This is a genomic window from Streptomyces sp. NPDC044984 (assembly GCF_040646935.1).
In the GTDB taxonomy this organism is placed as follows: domain Bacteria; phylum Actinomycetota; class Actinomycetes; order Streptomycetales; family Streptomycetaceae; genus Streptomyces.
Genome location: NZ_JBEZBE010000010.1, coordinates 91781 through 112815, shown reverse-complemented (window position 1 = coordinate 112815; position 21035 = coordinate 91781). Strand labels below are relative to the sequence as shown.

17 protein-coding genes and 2 pseudogenes are annotated in these 21035 nt (G+C 71.5%); 8 read left to right on the top strand and 11 right to left on the bottom strand.

Annotated elements, in window-relative coordinates; genetic code table 11:
• Nucleotides 1–28 precede the first annotated feature (28 nt).
• Nucleotides 29–1732: a SpoIIE family protein phosphatase gene (locus AB0A94_RS13620; RefSeq protein ID WP_361743459.1), complete on the top strand. Its 1704-nt coding sequence runs from the start codon at nucleotides 29–31 to the stop codon at nucleotides 1730–1732.
• Between the two features lie 140 nt (nucleotides 1733–1872).
• On the opposite strand, the gene AB0A94_RS13615 is transcribed toward AB0A94_RS13620, so the two are convergent.
• Nucleotides 1873–2475 carry a sugar O-acetyltransferase gene (locus AB0A94_RS13615; protein ID WP_361743456.1) on the bottom strand — a complete coding sequence of 201 codons (603 nt, stop codon included), beginning with the start codon at nucleotides 2473–2475 and terminating at the stop codon, nucleotides 1873–1875.
• 94 nt (nucleotides 2476–2569) lie between these two features.
• On the opposite strand from AB0A94_RS13615, the gene AB0A94_RS13610 reads away from it, so the two are divergent.
• The 3 genes from AB0A94_RS13610 to AB0A94_RS13600 all read left to right on the top strand — a co-directional run bounded on the left by AB0A94_RS13610 (nucleotide 2570) and on the right by AB0A94_RS13600 (nucleotide 7668).
• The gene (locus AB0A94_RS13610; RefSeq protein WP_361743735.1) at nucleotides 2570–2764 is read left to right on the top strand and encodes a hypothetical protein; all 195 of its coding nucleotides are present in this window, start codon (nucleotides 2570–2572) and stop codon (nucleotides 2762–2764) included.
• A gap of 294 nt (nucleotides 2765–3058) precedes the next feature.
• On the top strand, nucleotides 3059–5884 hold the full coding sequence (locus AB0A94_RS13605) for a lectin (RefSeq protein ID WP_361743715.1): 2826 nt from the start codon (nucleotides 3059–3061) through the stop codon (nucleotides 5882–5884).
• A 17-nt stretch (nucleotides 5885–5901) separates the two neighbouring features.
• Nucleotides 5902–7668 (top strand): lectin, encoded by a 1767-nt coding sequence (locus AB0A94_RS13600; RefSeq protein WP_361743453.1) that lies wholly within the window; start codon nucleotides 5902–5904, stop codon nucleotides 7666–7668.
• Nucleotides 7669–7833: 165 nt separating this feature from the next.
• On the opposite strand, the gene AB0A94_RS13595 is transcribed toward AB0A94_RS13600, so the two are convergent.
• From AB0A94_RS13595 to AB0A94_RS13585, 3 genes are all read right to left on the bottom strand, one after another.
• Nucleotides 7834–8604, bottom strand: coding sequence for a GNAT family N-acetyltransferase (locus tag AB0A94_RS13595; RefSeq protein ID WP_361743712.1), 771 nt, complete (start codon nucleotides 8602–8604; stop codon nucleotides 7834–7836).
• 194 nt (nucleotides 8605–8798) lie between these two features.
• Nucleotides 8799–9299 carry an N-acetyltransferase gene (locus AB0A94_RS13590; RefSeq protein WP_361743450.1) on the bottom strand — a complete coding sequence of 167 codons (501 nt, stop codon included), beginning with the start codon at nucleotides 9297–9299 and terminating at the stop codon, nucleotides 8799–8801.
• Between the two features lie 62 nt (nucleotides 9300–9361).
• Complete coding sequence (locus tag AB0A94_RS13585; RefSeq protein WP_361743447.1) at nucleotides 9362–10570, bottom strand: DUF2235 domain-containing protein; 1209 nt, start codon at nucleotides 10568–10570, stop codon at nucleotides 9362–9364.
• A 130-nt stretch (nucleotides 10571–10700) separates the two neighbouring features.
• Here AB0A94_RS13585 and AB0A94_RS13580 point away from each other — a divergent pair.
• Nucleotides 10701–11522 (top strand): annotated as a pseudogene (locus AB0A94_RS13580) (family 43 glycosylhydrolase); the annotation flags it as partial.
• 56 nt (nucleotides 11523–11578) lie between these two features.
• Here the strand turns inward: AB0A94_RS13580 and AB0A94_RS13575 are convergent.
• The 3 genes from AB0A94_RS13575 to AB0A94_RS13565 form a co-directional block, all read right to left on the bottom strand.
• Complete coding sequence (locus AB0A94_RS13575; RefSeq protein ID WP_361743444.1) at nucleotides 11579–12187, bottom strand: dihydrofolate reductase family protein; 609 nt, start codon at nucleotides 12185–12187, stop codon at nucleotides 11579–11581.
• Nucleotides 12188–12210: 23 nt separating this feature from the next.
• A complete protein-coding gene (locus AB0A94_RS13570) occupies nucleotides 12211–12993 on the bottom strand; it encodes a DUF899 domain-containing protein (protein ID WP_361743441.1) in 783 nt (260 codons plus the stop codon).
• Between the two features lie 278 nt (nucleotides 12994–13271).
• Nucleotides 13272–14120, bottom strand: coding sequence for a helix-turn-helix transcriptional regulator (locus tag AB0A94_RS13565; RefSeq protein ID WP_361743439.1), 849 nt, complete (start codon nucleotides 14118–14120; stop codon nucleotides 13272–13274).
• A 101-nt stretch (nucleotides 14121–14221) separates the two neighbouring features.
• Here AB0A94_RS13565 and AB0A94_RS13560 point away from each other — a divergent pair, with 101 nt between their 5' ends.
• A complete protein-coding gene (locus AB0A94_RS13560) occupies nucleotides 14222–14986 on the top strand; it encodes an SDR family NAD(P)-dependent oxidoreductase (protein WP_361743436.1) in 765 nt (254 codons plus the stop codon).
• 196 nt (nucleotides 14987–15182) lie between these two features.
• On the opposite strand, the gene AB0A94_RS13555 is transcribed toward AB0A94_RS13560, so the two are convergent.
• On the bottom strand, nucleotides 15183–15359 hold the full coding sequence (locus AB0A94_RS13555) for a hypothetical protein (RefSeq protein ID WP_361743433.1): 177 nt from the start codon (nucleotides 15357–15359) through the stop codon (nucleotides 15183–15185).
• A gap of 391 nt (nucleotides 15360–15750) precedes the next feature.
• Between AB0A94_RS13555 and AB0A94_RS13550 the strand changes: the two are divergent.
• Nucleotides 15751–15957, top strand: a pseudogene (locus AB0A94_RS13550) (transposase); the annotation flags it as partial.
• Between the two features lie 130 nt (nucleotides 15958–16087).
• On the opposite strand, the gene AB0A94_RS13545 reads toward AB0A94_RS13550, so the two are convergent.
• A complete protein-coding gene (locus tag AB0A94_RS13545) occupies nucleotides 16088–17980 on the bottom strand; it encodes an SMI1/KNR4 family protein (protein ID WP_361743430.1) in 1893 nt (630 codons plus the stop codon).
• Nucleotides 17981–18044: 64 nt separating this feature from the next.
• On the bottom strand, nucleotides 18045–18467 hold the full coding sequence (locus tag AB0A94_RS13540) for a MerR family transcriptional regulator (protein ID WP_361743427.1): 423 nt from the start codon (nucleotides 18465–18467) through the stop codon (nucleotides 18045–18047).
• A 390-nt stretch (nucleotides 18468–18857) separates the two neighbouring features.
• Here AB0A94_RS13540 and AB0A94_RS13535 point away from each other — a divergent pair, with 390 nt between their 5' ends.
• Nucleotides 18858–20369 carry a SulP family inorganic anion transporter gene (locus AB0A94_RS13535; protein ID WP_361743424.1) on the top strand — a complete coding sequence of 504 codons (1512 nt, stop codon included), beginning with the start codon at nucleotides 18858–18860 and terminating at the stop codon, nucleotides 20367–20369.
• A 367-nt stretch (nucleotides 20370–20736) separates the two neighbouring features.
• On the opposite strand, the gene AB0A94_RS13530 is transcribed toward AB0A94_RS13535, so the two are convergent.
• Nucleotides 20737–20910, bottom strand: a complete 174-nt coding sequence (locus tag AB0A94_RS13530) for a hypothetical protein (RefSeq protein WP_361743421.1) — start codon at nucleotides 20908–20910, stop codon at nucleotides 20737–20739.
• Nucleotides 20911–21035 lie beyond the last annotated feature (125 nt).

Here is a 21035-nt window from a genome sequence, read left to right as displayed (position 1 = left end):
CGCCGACCCGGCCGGCAAGGAGGTCACGATGACAGGACCGGAGCGCACGGAGGTCCACGGGCTGTCCGTGCCGACCGCTTCCGCCGCGCTGGAAGCCATCGGCGCGGGCGCCTACGTCGTCGACGAGCAGGGCTGCATCATCGCCGTCAACGCCCGCGCCGAGGAACTGCTGGGCCGGCCCGCCGCGGAGCTCCTCGGCCAGGACGCGCACGACCTGCTGCACCGCGGTCCGCAGGGGCAGCACCTGCCGAGGACCCAATGCGCGATGCGACAGGCGTTCCACGCCGGACACCCCGCCCAGGCCGACGAGGACTACTTCGTACACGCCGACGGTTCGGTGCTGCCGATCTCCTGGCTGATCACCCCGTACGGCATCGGCGACCACCGAGTCACCACGCTCGTCGTCTTCCACATCCCCGAACGCCCACGGGGCACCGACCCGCGACCGGAGTCGACGGGCCGGTCGCTGCCGGAACTGCAACGGCTGGCCCTGCTGGCCGAGACCACCACGCAGCTGACCTCCACCCTCGACGTCGACGAGGCGCTGCAGCGGCTGGTGGCCCTGGTCGTGCCCCGGCTGGCGGACTGGGCGGTCGTCGACCTGATCACCGAACGCGACGAGGTGTGGCGTACCGTCGTGGTCCACGCCGAGGGCGACACGCTGGTGCAGCGCGAGGACCTGCAGGGACCGATGCCGCCGATTCCCGAGGAATCCCCGATGCCCCTGTCCAGGGCCCTGCGCGGCGTCTCCTCCACCCTGGCCGGTCCGCGGACCTACCAGGGGACACCGGATTCCGGCATCGCGGTCGAGCAGGGCCGCCTGTTCCACGCCACGGGGATGCACTCCGCGGCCATCGCACCCATCCGCAGCACGCGCGCGGTCCTGGGCGCGCTGACCCTGGGCCGTACCGAGACTCCGGCGGCCTTCGCCCCCACGGACCTGCCGCTGATCGAGGACATCGCGCGCCGGGCCGGCCTCGCCCTGGACAACGCCCGCCTCTACCAGCGCCAGCGCAAGGTGGCCGAGACCATGCAGAACCACCTGCTGCCCCAGATGCCGGGCGTCTCGGGCCTGGAGATGACCGTCCGCTACCTGCCCGCACCCGACGCCTCACATGTCGGCGGCGACTGGTACGACGCCTTCCCCTTGTCCGACGCGTCCACCGCCCTGGCCATCGGTGACGTCGTCGGTCACGACCTGGAGGCGGCGGCCGGCATGGCACAGGTCCGCAACATGCTCCGCGCCTACGCCTGGTCCCAGCACGAACCCCCCAGCCGCATCGTCGAACGGCTCGACGAGGCGATCCAGCACATCACCGACGTCGCCATGGCCACCATGATCTTCGGCCGGATCGAAACGGCCCACGACGGCCACTGGCAGCTGTCCTGGACCAACGCGGGCCACCCTCCGCCGCTGCTGATCAGCCGGGACGGCCTGACGAGCTACCTCACCGACGGCCACGGCATCCTCCTGGGCACCCAGGCGGGCCTCCGGCGCCCCGACGCCACAGTGCTGCTCCCGCCGGGATCCACCCTGGTGCTGTACACGGACGGCCTCATCGAAGCGCCCGGCCAGAGCCTCGACACGGGTCTGGACCGGCTGCGCCGGCACGCCGCCGCCCTCGCCCACCGCCCCCTCACCCCGTTCACCGACCAGCTGCTCCACCGTGTCCGCCCCGCCGACAACGACGACGACGTCGCCCTCCTGGCCCTGCGAGTCCCCAAAGGCTGAGCCCGCAGGAGAGCTCCGGAGGACCGGTCGGCTCGGGCGCGGCGCGCCCCGCCCGGGCGGACGGGCGCCGGCGCGGGGGAGGCCCCGGCACGGGCCGCCCGTGACGCTCGAGGCCCCGGCGCACGGCAGGACGACGCCACTCACCGGTCGGCGGTGCGTGTGGCGAGGTCCTCGTCGGTGATGGCGCGGACCACGCGGCAAGGGGTGCCGAGCGCGACGGTCATCGGGGGGATGCTGCGGCTGACGACGCTGCCGGCGCCGATGACCGACCCGTATCCGATGCGGACGCCGGGCAGCACCACCGCGTTGCTGCCGATCCACACCTTGTCCTCGATCACGATCGGCTCCGAGAACCGCCCGAAGTCGGTACGCCGTGCGGGATGCACCGGGTGTCCCGTCGTGGTCAGTGTCACGCTGGGAGCGATCATCACCCCGTCACCTATGCGGATGTCGACATCGTCGACGAAGGTGAGGTTCACGTTCCCGAAGAAGTCGTCGCCGATGTGGACGTTGCTGCCGAACCCGGCGTGGAACGGCGGCAGCAGCACCGTGCGTTCACCGACCGACCCGAAGATCGCGGCGAGCAGCGACCGGCGCTTCTCCGTCTCACCCGGTGGGGTGTGGTTGTACTCGAAGATCTCCTCGGTGCGGCGCCGGGGAGCCTGGAAGGCCGCTTCCGACTCGGTGTAGACGAGCCCCTCGGCGATCCGGGCCAGGACCTCTTCCTCGTACGCATGCGTCACAGCGGAACGACTCCGTTCGTCCAACTCCCGGGCCAGGACCCGACGCGCCCTCAGCCGGCCGCGCGCACCGAGCCTATGCCTTCGGATCCGGACCATGGCGGCTCCGTCCCGCATCGTGGCGCTCGCACGACACACGATGCGTCGCGATGACGACCGGGACGGCGACTTCGCGCACGGCCACCACAAGGGCCGGTGCGCGGACGGCGAGTACGCCGCCGGCGTCGCCTCCACCGGCCGTATCGGCTCCTCACGGACCCCGGACGCCCTGTACTGCCGCGAGCTCGGCTGACACGTTCTCAGCGAAACCGCACTCCCCGGGCCATGGCGCGGCACCGGCACTTTGTCCCATGCGAGGAAGAAGGCGCGGGACTGTGTGCGAAAGGGGTTACGCGTTCACGCGAGGCCCGCTAACTTCCTTGAAATGGACCGGTCATAACTCCGTCCGGGGTGACGGGCCGGTGTTCGACGGCGCGACGGCGCGCGCCCGTACTCCTTCACGGCAGGCCCCCGCGGCCTGCCGCCACCCCCCATATTCCTGGAGACTTCCGTGCGCACGAAACCGCTCGGACACAGACGCGTCCGCATGCTGCTGACGGCCGTGGCGTGTGCCATGGGCCTGGCGCTGCCCGTGGGCCCGGCCGCCGGGGCCCCCACCGCCGCCGCCCCGGCCGGACCCGGCGGCGCAGCCGCGGCGGCCGAGGACTTCCAGCAGGTCACCCTCGCCAAAGGAGTGGCCGAAACGGGCGAGCCCATGACACTGGCCGTCCTGCCGGACCGCTCGGTGCTGCACACCTCGCGCGACGGCACCCTGCGACGGACCGACGCGGCCGGCACCACCACCGTGGCGGGCAGACTGGACGTCTACAGCCACGACGAGGAGGGCCTGCAGGGCGTCGCGGCCGACCCGGGCTTCGCCACCAACCGCTTCGTCTACCTGTACTACGCCCCCGAGCTGAGCACCCCGGCCGGCGACGCCCCCGCCGACGGCACGGCATCCGACTTCACCCCGTTCGACGGCGTCAACCGGCTGTCCCGGTTCGTCCTGCGGACCGACGGCACCCTCGACGTGGGGAGCGAGAGGAAGATCCTCGACGTGCCCGCCTCCCGCGGCCTGTGCTGTCACGTCGGCGGCGACATCGACTTCGACGCGGCGGGCAACCTGTACCTGTCGACGGGCGACGACACCAACCCCTTCGCCTCGGACGGCTACACCCCCATCGACGAACGCGCCTCCCGCAACCCCGCCTACGACGCCCAGCGTTCCTCGGGCAACACCAACGACCTGCGCGGCAAGATCCTGCGCATCAAGGTGAACGCCGACGCCACGTACGGCATCCCGGCGGGCAACCTCTTCGCACCCGGCACCGCCAGGACCCGGCCCGAGATCTACGCCATGGGCTTCCGCAACCCCTTCCGGATGAGCGTCGACAAGGCCACGGGCACCGTCTACGTCGGTGACTACGGACCCGACGCCGGAACCGCCAACGCCTCCCGCGGCCCGGGCGGACAGGTCGAGTTCAACCGGATCACCAAGGCCGGCAACTTCGGCTGGCCCTACTGCACCGGCAGGAACAACGCCTACGTCGACCACGACTTCGGCTCCGGCACCTCGGGTTCCGCCTTCAACTGCGCCGCTCCGAGGAACACTTCGCCGCGCAACACCGGGCTGACCGACCTGCCGCCCGCCCAGCCCGCCTGGATCCCCTACGACGGCGCCTCCGTCCCCGAGTTCGGCAACGGATCCGAGTCGCCCATGGGCGGACCCGTCTACCGGTACGACGCGAACTCCGCCTCCGAGGTGAAGTTCCCCGCCGAGTACGACGGCGACTTCTTCGCCGGCGAGTTCGGCCGCCGCTGGATCAAGCGGATCGAGGCAGGCGGCGACGGGACCGTGCAGTCCATCAACGCCTTCCCCTGGAGCGGCACCCAGGTGATGGACATGGCCTTCGGTCCGGACGGCGCCCTCTACGTCCTCGACTACGGCACCGGCTACTTCAACGGCGACGCCAACTCGGCCCTGTACCGCATCGAGCACGTGACCGGCGGGCTCGCCCCGGTGGCCCAGGCCAAGGCGAACACCACCTCCGGCACAGCACCCCTCACCGTCGGCTTCTCCTCGGCCGGCAGCTCCGACCCGGACGGGGGCGCGCTCACCCACGCCTGGACCTTCGGCGACGGCGCCACCTCCACCGCGGCCGACCCGTCCCACACCTACACCGCCAACGGCCAGTACACCGCGACGCTGAAGGTCACCGACCCCACCGGCAAGTCCGCCACGGCCTCCGTCCAGATCACCGTCGGCAACACCGCCCCCACCGTGCGGCTCGACACACCCGCCGACGGGCGGATCTACGACTTCGGCGCCGCCATCCCGTTCAAGGTGACGGTCACCGACCCGGAGGACGGCACGATCGACTGCACCAGGGTGAAGGTCACCTTCATCGTCGGTCACGACAGCCACGGACACCCCCAGACCTCGGCCACCGGCTGCACCGGCACCCTGCAGACCCTGGCGGACGGCGAACACGATCCCAACGCCAACATCTTCGGCGTCATCGACGCCGAGTACACCGACAAGGGCGCCGGCGGCCAGCCCGCGCTCACCGCGCACGACCAGCACATCACCCAGCCCAGCCACCGGCAGGCCGAGCACTACGGCGACTCCGCCGGCGTCCAGGTCATGAACCACGCACCCGCCCACGGCGGCAGGACGGTCGGCAACATCGAGAACGGCGACTGGATCTCCTTCACGCCCTACAGCCTCGACAACGCCACCGGCTTCACCGCCCGTGTCTCCTCGGCGGGCAGCGGCGGCACCCTCGAAGTCCGCGCGGGCTCCCCGACCGGCACCCTGCTCGGCACGGCCACCGTGCCGGTCACCGGCGGCTGGGAGACCTTCCAGGACGTCACGGCGTCCCTGACCGGCCAGCCGGCCGGCCCCACCACCCTGTACCTCGTCTTCAAGGGCGGCAGCGGCGCCCTGTTCGACGTGGACGAGTTCTCCTTCACCACCTCCACCGGCGGGACCCGCACGGGTGAGGTGAAGGGGGTCGGCGGCAAGTGTCTGGACGTGGACAACGCGGGTACGGCGGACGGTACGGAGGTGCAGATCTGGACGTGCAACACGTCGGCGGCGCAGCGGTGGACGGTGGCCGGTGACGGCACGCTGAGGGCGCTGGGCAAGTGTCTGGACGTGTCCGGTGGCGGGAGTGCGGACGGTACGAGGGTCCAGTTGTGGACGTGCAACGGGACGGGGGCGCAGAGGTGGGCGGCCCAGCCGGACGGCACGGTCCGCAATCCGCAGTCGGGCAAGTGCCTGGACGCCTCGGGCGGTACGTGGAACGACGGTACGCCGGTCCACCTGTGGACCTGCCACACCGGACCCAACCAGAAGTGGACCCTGCCGTAGAGAGGAGGCGACCCACGATGCGCACCCTGTTCAAGACAGCGATCGGCCTGTGTGCCGGCGCCGTGCTCTGCCTGACACCCCAGACCGCGGCCCTGCCCGGCGCCGCACCGGCGGCCCTCGGCGCCCCCGGCACCGCGGACCGCACGGCCACCGCGGCGGCCGACCCGGCGTACGAGATCCTCGTCTTCTCCCGGACGGCGGGCTTCCGCCATTCCTCGATCGACGAGGGCGTCACGGCCCTGCGCGACCTCGGAGCGGCGAACAACTTCACCGTCACCGCCACCGAGGACCCGGCGGCCTTCACCACCGCCAACCTGGCGCGGTACCGGACCGTGGTCTTCCTGTCGACCACGGGCGACGTCCTGGGCCCCGCCCAGCAGACCGCCTTCGAGCAGTACCTCGGCACCGGCGGCGGCTACGTCGGCATCCACGCCGCCGCCGACACCGAGTACGACTGGCCCTTCTACGAGGGACTGGCCGGCGCCCTCTTCCAGTCCCACCCCGCCATCCAGCCCGCGACCGTCGAGATCGAGGACCGGGCGCACGACGCCACCGCGCACCTCGCCGGCACCTGGCAGCGCACCGACGAGTGGTACAACTACCGCACCAACCCCCGCGCCACCGCCCACGTCCTGGCCTCGCTGGACGAGTCCAGCTACTCCGGCGGCTCCATGTCCGGCGACCACCCGATCGCCTGGTGCAAGGAGTACGCCGGCGGCCGCGCCTTCTACACCGGCGGCGGCCACACCGAGGAGTCCTACGCGGACCCCGCCTTCCGCCGTCACCTGCTCGGCGGCATCCGCTGGGCCGCCGGCACCACCCGGGCCGACTGCCGCCCGGAGACCGGCTACACGCCCCTGTTCGACGGCACCGGCACGACCGGCTGGAAACAGGCGGGACCGGGCGGCTTCACCCTGGCCGACGGCACCCTCACCGCGCACGGCGGACTGGGCCTGCTCTGGTACGACGCCGAGGAGTTCACCGGCGACTACTCGCTGAAGCTCGACTGGAAGCTGAACGGCGACGACAACTCCGGTGTCTTCGTGGGCTTCCCGGCCTCCGACGACCCCTGGTCGGCGGTGGACAACGGCTACGAGATCCAGATCGACGCCACCGACGCGGCCGACCGCACCACGGGAGCCGTGTACGGATTCCGGTCCGCCGACCTCGCCGCGCGCGACGCGGCGCTGAATCCGCCGGGGGAGTGGAACACGTACGAGATCCGCGTCACCGGAGAGCGGCTGGAGGTCTTCCTCAACGGCCGGAAGATCAACGACTTCACCAACACCGACCCGGCGCGCAGCCTGGCCCGGGGCCACATCGGCCTCCAGAACCACGGCGACGGCGACGACGCGGCCTTCCGCAACATCCGGATCAAACAGGCCGGAACTCCGTCCGACCCGCGCACGGGTGAGGTGAAGGGGGTCGGCGGCAAGTGTCTGGACGTGGACAACGCGGGTACGGCGGACGGTACGGAGGTGCAGATCTGGACGTGCAACACGTCGGCGGCGCAGCGGTGGACGGTGGCCGGTGACGGCACGCTGAGGGCGCTGGGCAAGTGTCTGGACGTGTCCGGTGGCGGGAGTGCGGACGGTACGAGGGTCCAGTTGTGGACGTGCAACGGGACGGGGGCGCAGAGGTGGGCGGCCCAGCCGGACGGCACGGTCCGCAATCCGCAGTCGGGCAAGTGCCTGGACGCCTCGGGCGGTACGTGGAACGACGGTACGCCGGTCCACCTGTGGACCTGCCACACCGGACCCAACCAGAAGTGGACCCTGCCCTGATCCCTGATCCCTGATCCCTGATCCCGCCCGGCTGGGGAGTGCGCCACGAGGCGGGCGGACGGGAACCCGGCGACCTCGAGCCGGGCACGCGTCGGCGCGCCCGGCTCGAGGTCGCCCCGGCGGCCCGCTGTCCACCCGGTGACAGGGGCCTCCCGGCACGGCCCGTCAGCTTCCCGGGGCGAAGAAGTGCAGCGGGCTGTTCGGCTCGAAGCCGATCCGCGGATACACGGGAGCCCCGGCGGCGGTCGCGTGCAGCGTGGCGCGGGTCAGTCCGGTGGCCCGGGCGCCCTCGTACAGGGCCTTGCGGGTCACCGCCTCCCCGTACCCCCTGCGCTCCCATCGCGGGTCCGTGGCCACCAGCACGACGAAGAGGCGGCCGTCCGCCTCCACGGTCCCGGCGCACGTCACCGGCACGCCGTCCCGCAGGCCCAGGTAGGCGTGCACCCCCGTCCGCCACAGCCCCGAGCCCGCGAGGCCGTCGCGGCCGGCCTCCAGCGGCATGCCGTAGGCGCGCGAGTTGAGGTCGGCGTAGGCCCGCAGGTGTTCGTCCGTGGCGACCCGCACGAACGTCAGGTCCGGGTGCGCCGGCTCGGGGACCGGCAGCAGGTCACCGGCCATGCCGACGCCCGAGAAGGCGTGCACCAGACCGGCCCGCCCGGCCGCTTCCGCCAGGCGCGGGCGCGCCTCGGCGTCGAGGAGGTCCTCGAAGACCCACAGGAAGCCGGCGTGCCTCTTCGACCGCATGATGTCCGCCGCCTGCCCCAGCCGCTTCTCCATGAGGTCCGCGTCCGTCCCCGTCTCGGTGAGCGTGACGCAGTTCCAGAAACCGAACCGGCACTCCGCCCAGCGCACCGCGATGCCCGGCAGGTCCCGTACGTCCGCGCCCGGATTCCGGTCGAGGACCAGCACCCGCCAGACCGTGGCGAGCTGCTCCATCGATTCCACCGCGTCAGCGAAGCTCCGTGTCACCTTGTCCCCTTTGCTCGATCGCCGGCAAGGGCATGTCTGCCCACCGGAACCGACGGAGCACGCGCGGACCGGCCGGATCCGGCGTCATGGGTGACGCGGGACACCGGCAGGGCACCGGCGGCCGGCCTGGAGCGGACGACGCGCCGGCCGGGCGGCCCCGCTCACGGATGGTCCGGCAGCCGGAGCCACTCCTCCCAGGTCACGTCCCGGCCGATGAAACGCGGCCGCTCGAAGGGCCAGTCCTCGGCGATCCAGCGCGGCACGAACGCGTCCAGCGCCCGCTCCAGCGCACCGCCCACCTCGTCGTCCACCACCCACCAGGAGATCTCGGCGTCCGCCCCCTGCTTCTCGGGCGGGTCGATGTAGACGCAGCCGCGCAGGGCGGTGCGGTCCGCGTTCTCGATCGTGTAGTTGAACGATTTGTGCGCCTCGATCTCCGCGGCGTGCCGCTCCAGATCGGCGAGGTTCGCCTCGTACGACATCGTGGCGGACGGCCAGCCCCACGCGGGGCCGAAGATCGACCACAGCCGCTCCCGCGAACCCATCACCGTCGGGTAGTCCAGCGCCGCGTCCGCGCCGCTGATCGGGCGCAGCCGGTGGCCTCCGCCGTCGGGTATGCCGACGTGGAGGGGGTGGACGAAGTCATGCGGAAGCCAGGTCATGGGCGTGAGCCAACCAGGCCGGGAAGCGCCGCGCAAAGGGATATCGCCGCGGCCGACCGGTGTCACGTGGCACGGTGGAGTCCGTCCCGCGCGTCGGCCGCCGCTCCCGGACCGGACGCGGCGGGAGGCATGGGCGGCAGGCTCGCGGCGATGCCCGGCAGCAGGACGGGCTCCAGCCGGACCCGCTCCTGCCTGCCCAGGTAACCCTCCAGTTCCGGCGGCCGGTAGCCCGGGTCCCGGTCGTAGCGCTCCTTGGCGGGCACCGCCAGGAACTCGTTGCCGTCGGGTTCGCCGCGGTCGTCCACCGCCTTCCCGAGCGGCCGGTGCAGCGGCCCGGCCAGTCGGTACAGGCCCGTCCGTGAGGCGTGGAGAGGGCCCGACGCGTCCGGCCGTACACGGAAGTCGACGCATTCCGCGGGCCTCATCACCCGGGGCCCCTCCGCGCTGAGCACGTCGGCGTCGAATTCCAGCCCGTGCCTGCGGGCGTGGTCGACCATCCACAGCAGGGCGATGTCGGACAGCCCCGTCTCCTTGTAGCCGCCACCGACATCGCTGTGCACCCCGGCGAACCACACCTGCTTCAGCTCCTGGCCCCGCGCGGCGGAGCCGGGACGCTGGTGCCACAGGGCCGGCCGGAACGCCGGGCGCTGCTCGTCGACGGCCAGCGCGTGGAAGGCCGCCCTGACCCAGTCGCTCAGCTCGGTGTCGTGGAACGCCCAGCGGTGGTTGAACCGGTTCGCCGCCGGCTGCAGCCACGGGGTGTCCGGGACGGGGATGCCCAGGGCGCCGACCGTGTCCCACACCCCGACGAACCCGATCTCCGTCTCGTGCGCGTACGAGCGGCGGAACAGCGTGGCGGCCGCGCCGTTCGGCTGCTCGATGCGGTCGCGGTACAGAGCCCAGGCCTCCGGGATCCGGTGGGCGTGGTCCCGGCGCAGGACGCCGCTGTTGCGCACCAGCCCCGCCAGGCTGCGGGCGGTGAACGCACCTCGGCTGAAACCGAAGAGGAACAACTCGTCGTCGGGCTCGTACGTCTCGACGAGGAACCGGTAGGCGTCCACGATGTTCCGGGACAGCCCCACGCCGAACGCGCCGCCACGCAGACGCTCCCACCGGTGGGTGCCGACCCCGCTGTGGTAGTAGACCCGCTGTTCCTTCCCGGCGGCGGATCCGGGGCGCACGGACAGGGCGACCTTGGCGACGTTGGTCTTGCTCGGCTGGTCCGCGAAATTCCATGTGCCGTCGCAGCAGACGACCAGACGCTTGGCCATGACCATCCCTCCTCGCGAGAGCGTGGAGCGGCGCACAGCACCATTTCCAGGGTCCCACCGTCCGGCGCTCCTCGCCATGCGGGGCAGTCCTGCGGCGTTCCGTCGATCAGGGATCGACGCGGAGGGCGCGGCGGGTGGGGGGTGCCCCGAGGTGCGGGAGGGCCCGGAGTTCCTGTACCGCAACGGCCGGGTGCGGATGACCTGCTCCGCGTGCGACACCGGCAAGCCGGACCACCAGGTCTGGACGATGTCGATGCCGCTGAGCGCCGACCCGCTCGTGCCGGGCAACCGGCGGCGGCACCAGGGCGCGGTGTTCTCCCGGGCCGACGACCGGGGCGTGTTCGGACCGGGCCACCAGGCATTCTTCCGCTCTCCCGACGGCACCGGGGACTGGATCGTCCACCACGCCAGGACCACGTCGCAGAACACGTACGGCAACCGCACGACCCGGGCGCAGAAGTTCACCTGGCGGGCCGACGGCAGCCCCGGCTTCGGCCGCCCGTCGGCCATGGGCGCCACCCAGGACCTGCCGTCCGACGACCCCGGATCCGGCGACTACTGGATCAACGACGACGGCCGCTCCAGCGGCCCCGGCGGCGTCGCCTACAGCGGCTCCTGGAACTCGGGCACGGGCTGCGCCACGCAGTGCTTCTGGAGCGGTGACCACGGGAGCGACCGGACCGGCGCCACGGCGACCTTCTCCTTCACCGGCACCCGCATCGTCCTGCTCTCCGTCAAGGACACCGGCAACGGCTACGCGGCCGTCAGCGTCGACGGCGGCCCCGAACAGCGGGTGGACTTCCACGGCCCGATCCGCGTCGGCGAGGCGGCGCGGTACACCAGCCCACGTCTCGTACACGGCAGCCACACCCTCCGGATCCGGGTGACGGGACAGCGCAACTCCCAGTCCGGAGCGTCCTTCGTGAGCGTCGACCGCGCCGAGGTCTACGTAACTGACCCCCCCCGCCGGCCGTCGGTGAGTCGGTCCACCGGCGGCCGGTCTTCGGCTCACGACAGCACGCGGTACGTCACGTGCGTGACCAGACTCGCCGACCGCGACGTCACCTGCTCCAGGTCCAGCGGCGGAACGCCTTCGAACAGCCGCGTGCCGGCGCCGAGGGTGAGCGGCACGATGTGCAGCCTCAGCCCGTCGATCAGGCCGGCGGCGAGGTACTGGTTCACGGTGGTCGCGCCGCCCTGCACCGCGACATCGCCGTCACCGGCCGCCGCGCGCGCCTGTGCCAGTGCCGACGCGATTCCGTCGGTGACGAAGTGGAACGTGGTGCCGCCGTCCATCGGCTGCGGCTCTCGCGCGTGGTGGGTGAGCACGAACACCGGCGCGTGGAACGGCGGATCTTCGCCCCACCAGCCGTTCCACCGCCGGTCCCACGCGCCGCGCACCGGGCCGAACATGTTGCGCCCCATGATGAACGCGCCGGCCGCGCTCATCCGGTCGACCTCGGCCCTGTTCTCCTCGGGCGTGTCGAACATCCAGGCGTGCAGCCGGCCGCCCGAGCCGTCCCCGCCGTCGTCACCGAACGGGCGTTCCTCGGTCTGGCCGAGCCCCGCCGAGTAACCGTCGGCCGAGATCGTGAGATCACAGATCACCCTGCTCATGCGTGTGGTCCTCCCGGTACGTGTCAGTGGTGGTGACCGCGGCGGCCGAGGGTCTCCACGGGGGTCGCGCCGGGGCGGGTCCACTGCGGTACGGGGCGGCTGGTCGGGCCCCAGGTGGCGGTCCCGTCCGCGTCCGTGCGCCAGTACCAGCACGGCTGGTCCCCCTCGGGCCAGCCCTCGGGGGTGTCCTCCCACGCCTCGCCACGGCCGTAGGGGGTCATGTCGAGCAGGCTGAAGGAGCCGTTGGCCGGCTCGATGCCACGGCCCGTCGTGGAGTAGGTGAGGAATACGCGGTCGCCGTCGCGCAGGAAGCAGGCGAGGTATCCCATTTCCCCGCCGACCGGCTCGTCCAGGTCGCGCACCGAGTACCAGGGCTGGGTGTAGCCCATGAACTCGACGTAGGAGGCCACCTCGTCCCAGGCGCCCGTGGTCAGGACGGCGAAGGAGACGCCGCGGGCGTTGAGGTAGACGGCGTCCTTCAGGTGCCAGGCCGCGGTGGTGCAGCCCTCGCACTGTCCCTGGTGCGGCGCGCCGTCGTACCACATGTGCTTGTAGACCACGAGCTCGTCGCGGCCCTGGAACAGGTCCAGGAAGGGGACCGGGCCGTCGGGTCCGACGACCTCGACCGTGCCGTCGAACTCCACCATCGGCAGCCGGCGGCGGGCCGCGGCGATGGCGTCGCCCTCGTGGGTGTGGGCCTTCTCGCGGACCAGCAGCTCGTCACGTGCGGCCTGCCAGGTGGCCAGGTCGACCACGGGCGGGCGTCCGGACGGCGAGGCGGTCGGGTTTTCCGGTGTGGTCGTCATGGGGTCCTCCGTGGTGTCTCGTGCCGGACAGCGCCGTACGGCGACGCTCTACGGCGGTCACCAGAAGAGACTCGCGCCGGGGCCGGAACTCATCGCGGCGGTGAGCACCGTTTCCGGCGTACGGAAGCGGCGACGCCCGCGCGACCACCGAGCCACGGCACGGGGGAGCGACCGGACGCCCCGCGGTCGCGCCCTCCGGGGAAACGCGTCCGGATACGGAACGTGCTCGAGGTGCGGCTGTGCGCCCTCGCCGGCGACGGCTCGTCGGACCGGCCGATCTAGCCCTCCGCCTCGGCGAATCGGTCCAGGCCGAGCACGGCGAGCAGTTGCAGCTTCTCGTGGCCCTCGGTGCGCGGCGGAGCCGTGAGCACGAGCAGCGTCTGGGACTGGTCCTCGGTGAACAGCGCCTGGCAGTCCAGCTCGATCGCGCCGAGTTCCGGGTGGATGAGCGTCTTGTGGTCCTCGAAGCGCTGCGCGACCTCATGCCGCTCCCACAGCTCGGCGAACTCCTCGTTCGCCCTCTGGAGGGCGCGCACGAGTTCACCGGCCCGCGAACGCGGGCCCCGCAGCCCGTGGGCGGCGCGCAGGTTCGCGACCTGGGCCCGGCTCTGCCGGTCGCGGTCGGACTCGGGGTAGCGCGCTCGTTCCGCGGGATCGGTGAACCAGCGGTAGATCGCGCTGCGGGCGAGACCCGTGTGCTGCGACGCGTCCCCGAGCAGGGCGGCGGCCATCCTGTTCTGCACCAGCGTCTCGCCCAGGTCGGTCAGCACGAGCGCCGGGGTGTCGTCGAGCCGGTCCAGCACCCGCAGCAGCGCGGGAGCGACATGGGGCGAGGCCGACAGCGGCACCGGTGCGTTGTGCCCGGCTATCCGGTACAGATAGGTGCGCTCGTCGCCCGTCAGCCGCAGCGCCCGGGCGAGCGAGGCCAGCATGTGCTCGCTGGGCTGCGGCCCGCGCCGCTGCTCCAGCCGCGTGTAGTAGTCGGCCGACATCACGGCCAGGGACGCGACCTCCTCACGCCGCAGACCCCGGGTCCGTCGGCGTGCGCCGGTGGGAAGGCCGACGTCCTCCGGCTGGAGCGCCTCGCGGCGGCGGCGCAGGAAGTCGGCCAGTGCTGCACGGTCCATGGGGCCGATTATCGTCCGGCACCGGTGGGCGAGCCAGGGATCGCCGATCCCCCGACAACCGGTCTCTGCCCCCGCGGCGGCGGACCGGCGACGATCGGGGCATGAACATCTCCGGAAACACCGTCTTCATCCCCGGCTCCACCAGCGGCATCGGTCTCGCCCTCGCCCTCGAGCTGAAGGCCAGGGGGAACACCGTCATCGTCGGCGGTCGGCGCGCCGAGCTGCTGGAAAGGATCGCGGCCGAGCACCCCGGCATCGACACCGTGCAGATCGACACCACGGACGCCGAGAGCATCACCTCCGCCGCGAAGCAGGTGCTGGGCCGGCACCCGGACCTCAACGTCCTCGTCACCATGGCCGGCGTGATGCGCGTCGAGGACTGGCGCGACCCCGCGTCGTTCCTCGCCTCCGCGGAGTCCACGGTGACGACGAACGTGCTCGGTCCGATCCGTCTGATCGCCGCGTTCGTCGAGCACCTGCAGGCGCAGCCGGACGCCACGATCATGACCGTCTCCTCGGGTCTGGCCTTCACGCCGCTCAGGGCCACGCCGAGCTACAACGCCTCGAAGGCGGCGATCCACATGCTCAGCGAGTCCGTCCGGCTGCAGCTCGCCGGCACCTCGGTGAAGGTCGTGGAACTCGTACCGCCGTCCGTGCGCACCGCACTGCTGCCCGGACACGAGGACAACGAACACGCCATGCCGCTCGACGAGTTCGTCACCGAGGCGGTGGGCCTGCTCGAGGCCCGGCCCGACGCGAAGGAGATCCAGGTCGAGCGCGTGAAGTTCCTGCGCTACGGCGAGGCCCGCGGCGACTACGACCAGGTCGTCGAGACACTCAACGGCACCGACCCGCACGGGAAGTGAGCCGGAGCCGCTCGCGACCGCGCACCCGCCCCGGTCCACGCCGTCGACGCCGCCTGTCCGGTCGTCGTGGTCCGTGACGGACGGTGAGTGCGTGCTTCTCATCCCATGGTCCGTGACGGGCCTGATGGGGGGCTCGTCCGGGTGCCCTGGCGGTGCCGGTCGGGTTGAGAACACACGGTGCCCGGCAGAGTCGAGCTCAGCCCATGTTGGCGAATGTGAGCTCGGCCATGACCCAAAGGCCGAACAGCTGGAGCCCCAGAGCGCCAACCGTCACTCCCAACGCGGCGCCGATGGTCAGTCGGCGTTGCACGAACCTGTATACAAAAAGCGTGACGGCTGTGACAAAGAAGAGCAGGATTACGGAAAGGGACATGTTTACCTCTATGGAAGGGCTGCGGCTTGACGGTACGGGCGCACCCGGATAACAGCGTCTACGAATCTCAACCGTCTAGACGAAGTCGGCCGTGAATCGGTTCACCGGGTTTTGAGCGCATCGGGATCTGCGGAAGACCCGCTACGAGGTCACGTCCGCTGGAGTTGAGTGAGAAGCCGTATCTCAACCGATCATGGAATCTGCAAGTCGAACAGGGTTCCTGGTCGGGTGATCTTCCGGCCGTACGTGCATGAGGGCAGGGCCTCCTGGTAGCTCGGGGGTGCGATCCCATTCCGAGCGGTTCCCGGAGGCCCTGTTGTCGTTGTTGTACGCGCCCGAGCCCGCCCGCTTCAACTCTCCCGCCGTGTCGTGCGATTGCCTCGCCCACGGACACGGCATGCGCCACTGCCGCTACCGGGGACAGCCGAAGACCCATCTGCAACACGTACTCACGGCCATCGCCGTGAACATCGAACGCCTCAGCGGCCTGCCACCGACTGAGGAAACCCCCTCACCACGGCCACCGACCGCCTTCCAGACACTCCTGGACCAGCACGGCATCCCACGGTCGAAGTCCTGGAGAACGCTCGGCAGTTGACCTCGACCGTTCCAAGGTCCCCGACAGGGTCAAGCTGAGAGCGAAAGGCCGGCCCGGTGGCCCCGGCCGGCCTCCACCTGCTTTCCGGACCGTCGTCCGTCCGCCCGCTGTCCGTCAGAGGCACGGCTCCTCAACCCATGCGGATCACCGCGTACGTCTCGCCGTCCCTCGGTGGCCGTGTCCAGGAGCGGGTGGTGAACGTGTGCAGCCGCCCGCTGACGATCGCGTGGCGCGGCAGATGCGCGCCGAACTCCCCGGCCACCGCTTCCAGCAGCGGCCGTTCCACCTCGGCGGCGTCCTCCGAGGCGCCGAAGAACCGGCTCGGGTCCAGCGCCCGCGGTATGTCCCCGCTGCGCCGGACCTCTCCGTCCGCGTAGGTGAACGCGTACTGCTCGGCGCCGTCGCGCGCCACCGAGAGATGGAAGAACGGCTCCCCGTGCCATGCCCTGAGGCCGCTCCACACCACCACCGCGCGGGTGCCCGCGCCGGCGGCCGGGGCGGGGGAGACGAACCGCCGACGGTCGAACGCGGCAGGGTCGCCTTCGAAGGCGAAACTCCAGCCGGGGCCGGCCCGGCCGACCGCCATGAGGGCCTTGTCGTCGTAGGAGGAGAACTCCCTCCGGTGGTGCAGCAACCTGTGGCGCGCCTCCCAGAGGGTCATGGGTTCGTTCAGCACCGTGTCGTCCCCGTCCGCCAGGCGAGCGGGCAGTTCCTCCGGCTCCACCCCTTCCACCAGGACGAACCGGTAGGACGTACGGTTGTTGCCGGGGTCGGGCTCCGCGAGCCAGGCCAGGCCGCCCGGGTCGAGCCCGGTCGTCGGCCCCGGTGCCTCGCCCGTCTGCCCGCCTCTCGGAGCGGACAGCAGCTCGCGGCCCCGCTCCGGGGCCAGCAGCGGCCCGAGCAGGGGGTCGGCCACCCACCCCAGCGGCGCCAGGTGGTCCGGTCCCAGCGGCTTCCACAGGGGCAGGGCGCCCATCAGGGTCCGCCATGCCCCGTCGGTGTCCCCCCACCGCGCCAGCTCCCGGGCCCGCTCCACCGCCTCCCCGAACGGTCCGTCCGCCGTGTATCGGTACGTGCCGCCGCGCACCTGCTCCAGCGTCGCGTGAGCCAGTGACAGCAGGTCCTCATCGGCGCCCCGCAGATGGAACTTCAGCGTGGAGTCGTCCCGGTACGAGTGCGCCGCGTGCTCGGCGACCAGGGGCGGCAGCAGTTCGGGCGCGTACCGCGGGTCCGTCACCAGGCCGTCGAAGTAGACCAGGGAGGTCTGTCCGAGCAGCCGGCGTATCTGGTCGCCCAGCCCGGCGGCGCGGGGTCTGCCGTACTCCTTGGCCTCGTCCAAAGCCTCCACGGCCCGTTCCCAACCGCCGCGCAGCGCCTCCAGCCGGGCCTCCTCCACGAGGGCGTCCAGCTTCCGCGTCGTGTCGTTGACGAACTCCGGCTCCCCGTCGCCCGGCCGGGCCCGCAGGCTGTGGAACTCCCGGTGCATGTCCCGCATGAACGCGAGGAAGCTCGCGTACCGCCTGGGCGGCTCGGCCCGCCAGCTCGCCCACGTGTACACGGCCCACTCGCCGTCCTCAGCCACGTCCTCAGGATCCAACAGGACGTAGGTGACGTCGGACTCGACGTCGAGCTGCAGCCCGCGCCGCCAGATGTCCACCTCCCACCGCTCCTCGGGCCCGGCGTCCTCGTCCAGGTACTCCTCGAACATGACCGCGAGTCCCGACTCGTCGTTGTGCCAGTCCGCGTCCGCGGTCCCCGCCAGCAGCGACACGAACCCGCCCGCGTGCCGCCACCCGTCGCTGACCTTCAGGAACTCCCGGTACGAGGGCGGCATCCGCCGGCCGAGGCGCTTCTCCAGGGCCGTGATCCGCTCCTCGGACGCGGGCGGGAACCCCAGCCACCGCGCCTGCCGGGCGGCCTCGTCCTCTTCACTCCGCGCCTCGCCGTCCGGCAGGGAATCCGCCCACTCCCCGCTCCACTCGAGCAGGAAGGACCGCCAATCGAAAGGTAAGTTCTCCGTCATGCTCCGATGCTGTCACCCACCACTGACAGTTCCGCGGGAGTCAGGAACTGCCCGACCGCCCGGCTCAGGCGCGGGCCGCGGGAGAGTCCTGCTCCAGGCGGGTGCGCAGTGTGGTGGCGAAGTCCTCGGCACGGGCGAGCTGGACGCGGAGCTTGGCGACCTGTTCGTCGGCGGCCCGTTCGTAACCGCGGACGCGCTCCAGCAGCATCTCCCGCTCCTCGGCGCCGAGTTCCGTGCCGGCGTCGAGGCGGTCGGTGGCGTCCAGCAGGTCGCGCATCTGCTCGAGGGAGAAGCCGAGCGGCTTCATGCGACGGATCACCATGAGCCGCTGCACGTCGTTGTCGGTGTAGAGGCGGAAGCCGCCCTGGGAGCGGGCGGAGGGGATGACCAGCCCGGCCTCCTCGTAGTGCCGGATCGTGCGCAGGGACAGCTCCGTACGTGCGGCGACCTCGCCGATCTGCATGTGCCTGCCGTCCGCGCCCGTCATTCCGGTCCTTCCCGCGCCGTGGCGAGCCGCCCCTGCACGCCTCACCGATCTCTACTCTAACGTTAGGGTAGAGTCGCGGGTGGCGGGGACGGCCTTGTCGCGGTCCCGCCGTTGCCGTGTCGGGGCCGATGGCGCCTCCGGCGAAGACGTGATTCCCGGCAGGAGACGAGTGTGCGCGAGCCCATGACGCCCAGCGCTGCCGCCTGCCCGCCGTGACGCTCCGCCCCCGGATCTGAGCCCGGCCGCGTCCTGACAGGCCCTCGCCGGATCCCTCTTCGACTTCGGCTCCGTCTCCCACGGGCCGCCTGCGGGGTGCCGGCCGGCACCACCGTGTTCCTCCCGCGCGCCCGCCGAGAAGGGCGTGCCCGAGCACGACAGGTACCTGTTTCGTTGTCCTCCTCTGTTTCCGTCCCGTCCCCGGCCGCGCGTCTGCGCGGCCTGAAGCCCGACTGGCTGCGCGATCCGAAGGTCTGGCGCACCGAGGTGCTGGCCGGTCTGGTGGTCGCGCTCGCGCTGATCCCCGAGGCGATCTCGTTCTCGATCATCGCCGGTGTCGATCCGGCCATCGGCCTGTTCGCCTCCTTCACGATGGCCGTCGTCATCTCCGTCGTCGGCGGCCGGCGGGCGATGATCTCCGCGGCCACCGGCGCCGTCGCCCTCGTCATCGCTCCGCTCAATCGCGAGCACGGCCTCGGTCACCTGATCGCCGCGGTCATCCTCGCCGGCGTCTTCCAGATCGTCCTGGGCGTGCTGGGGGTGGCCAAGCTGATGCGGTTCGTGCCGCGCTCGGTCATGGTCGGCTTCGTCAACGCCCTGGCCGTTCTGATCTTCATGGCCCAGGTGCCGGAAATGCGCGATGTGCCCTGGGCGGTCTACCCGCTGATCATCGGCGGCCTGGCCCTGATGGTGTTCTTCCCGAAGGTCACCAAGGTGATCCCGGCGCCGCTGGTCTCCATCGTCGTCCTGACCGTCATCACGGTGGCCGCCGGCATCGCGGTGCCCACCGTGGGCGACAAGGGCGACCTGCCGTCCTCCCTGCCCGTCCCGGGCCTGCCCGACGTGCCGTTCACGATGGACACCCTGACCACCGTCGCCCCCTACGCGCTGGCCATGGCGCTGGTCGGCCTGATGGAGTCGCTGATGACGGCCAAGCTGGTGGACGACATCACCGACACCCACTCCTCCAAGACCCGCGAGTCGATCGGCCAGGGCGTCGCGAACATCGTCACCGGCTTCTTCGGCGGCATGGGCGGCTGCGCCATGATCGGCCAGACCATGATCAACGTGAAGGTCTCCGGAGCCCGCACCCGTCTGTCGACGTTCCTGGCCGGGTCCTTCCTGATGGTGCTGTGCATCGTCTTCGGCCCCGTCGTCTCCGACATCCCCATGGCCGCCCTGGTCGCCGTCATGGTCATGGTGTCGTTCGCGACGTTCGACTGGCACTCCATCGCCCCGAGGACACTCCGGCGGATGCCCGCGGGGGAGATCACCGTCATGGTGGTCACCGTGGCCTGCGTCGTGGCCACCCACAACCTCGCCGTCGGTGTCGTCGCCGGCTCGATCACCGCCATGGTCGTCTTCGCCAAGCGCGTCGCCCACCTCGCCGAGGTCTCCGCCGTCACCGACCCCGACGGCACCACCGTGGTCTACCGGGTCACCGGCGAGCTGTTCTTCGCCTCCGTGGGCGACCTCGTCGGCAGGTTCGACTACGCGGGCGATCCGGCGAAGGTCGTCATCGACCTGAGCTCGGCGCACATCTGGGACGCCTCCTCCGTCGCGGCCCTGGACGCCGTCGAGACCAAGTACGCCCAGCGCGGCAAGGCCGTCGAGATCACCGGTCTCAACGACCCGAGCGCCCGACTCCACGGCAAGCTCAGCGGCGAACTGACCGCCGGCCACTGACCGCACACGACCGACGCGTCGGCGCCCTTCACCGGGCGGGCGCCGGCCCGTCGGCCGTGACCGCCGCCTGTTCACCCCCGGGTGCGGGTGAACTTCCGCCGCCGGGCCGGGGAGACGTGACGAGACCGCCGTGGGCGTCGCCTGCCGGCCGCGTCCCGGCGTCGGTCCCGAACCTGCCGATCAGCTCGGTCGGGAGCAGGGAGGCATGTCATGGATAGGTGACGACCGCCACGGAAGCGGGCCGGGGGAACGGCGTCATCTCCCATCCCAGGGGCCAGTCCGGATCCCGTTGCTCCGAGGCCTCGACCTCAAGGATCCGGGGAACACGCCATGTCCACCATCGAGCGCCCTGCTCCGGACGGCCGGGTCACGGAATCGTCGCGCGGCGATAGCGGTCGTCGATGCCGTCGAGTTCCGGTTGCCTGATCGTGCGGACACGCGGGGACAGCAGCGGCCGGACTCTCGCGAGCGCGTCTCGGCACGAGAGGTCGTTGCTGAGCTCCGGCGCGCACCACGAGTAGCCCTCTTCCACATCGTTCACCAGAGCACTCCACTGCGCGAGAAGGGAGTTGAGGGAAGGGACTTGTTCTCCGCTGTGGCCGGTTGCCGGGTTCATACGGAGACTGTCCACCAGTGCACCGGCCTTGTGCCACCGGATCCGCGGGA

What these genes read in the sequence shown, in the direction of transcription:
- AB0A94_RS13620 (WP_361743459.1), top strand. Translation starts at nt 29, where the DNA reads ATGACAGGACCGGAGCGCACGGAGGTCCACGGGCTGTCCGTGCCGACC.
- AB0A94_RS13610 (WP_361743735.1), top strand. Translation starts at nt 2,570, where the DNA reads ATGGCGGCTCCGTCCCGCATCGTGGCGCTCGCACGACACACGATGCGT.
- AB0A94_RS13605 (WP_361743715.1), top strand. Translation starts at nt 3,059, where the DNA reads ATGCTGCTGACGGCCGTGGCGTGTGCCATGGGCCTGGCGCTGCCCGTG.
- AB0A94_RS13600 (WP_361743453.1), top strand. Translation starts at nt 5,902, where the DNA reads ATGCGCACCCTGTTCAAGACAGCGATCGGCCTGTGTGCCGGCGCCGTG.
- AB0A94_RS13595 (WP_361743712.1), bottom strand. Translation starts at nt 8,604, where the DNA reads ATGGAGCAGCTCGCCACGGTCTGGCGGGTGCTGGTCCTCGACCGGAAT.
- AB0A94_RS13590 (WP_361743450.1), bottom strand. Translation starts at nt 9,299, where the DNA reads ATGACCTGGCTTCCGCATGACTTCGTCCACCCCCTCCACGTCGGCATA.
- AB0A94_RS13585 (WP_361743447.1), bottom strand. Translation starts at nt 10,570, where the DNA reads ATGGCCAAGCGTCTGGTCGTCTGCTGCGACGGCACATGGAATTTCGCG.
- AB0A94_RS13575 (WP_361743444.1), bottom strand. Translation starts at nt 12,187, where the DNA reads ATGAGCAGGGTGATCTGTGATCTCACGATCTCGGCCGACGGTTACTCG.
- AB0A94_RS13570 (WP_361743441.1), bottom strand. Translation starts at nt 12,993, where the DNA reads ATGACGACCACACCGGAAAACCCGACCGCCTCGCCGTCCGGACGCCCG.
- AB0A94_RS13565 (WP_361743439.1), bottom strand. Translation starts at nt 14,120, where the DNA reads ATGGACCGTGCAGCACTGGCCGACTTCCTGCGCCGCCGCCGCGAGGCG.
- AB0A94_RS13560 (WP_361743436.1), top strand. Translation starts at nt 14,222, where the DNA reads ATGAACATCTCCGGAAACACCGTCTTCATCCCCGGCTCCACCAGCGGC.
- AB0A94_RS13555 (WP_361743433.1), bottom strand. Translation starts at nt 15,359, where the DNA reads ATGTCCCTTTCCGTAATCCTGCTCTTCTTTGTCACAGCCGTCACGCTT.
- AB0A94_RS13545 (WP_361743430.1), bottom strand. Translation starts at nt 17,980, where the DNA reads ATGACGGAGAACTTACCTTTCGATTGGCGGTCCTTCCTGCTCGAGTGG.
- AB0A94_RS13540 (WP_361743427.1), bottom strand. Translation starts at nt 18,467, where the DNA reads ATGACGGGCGCGGACGGCAGGCACATGCAGATCGGCGAGGTCGCCGCA.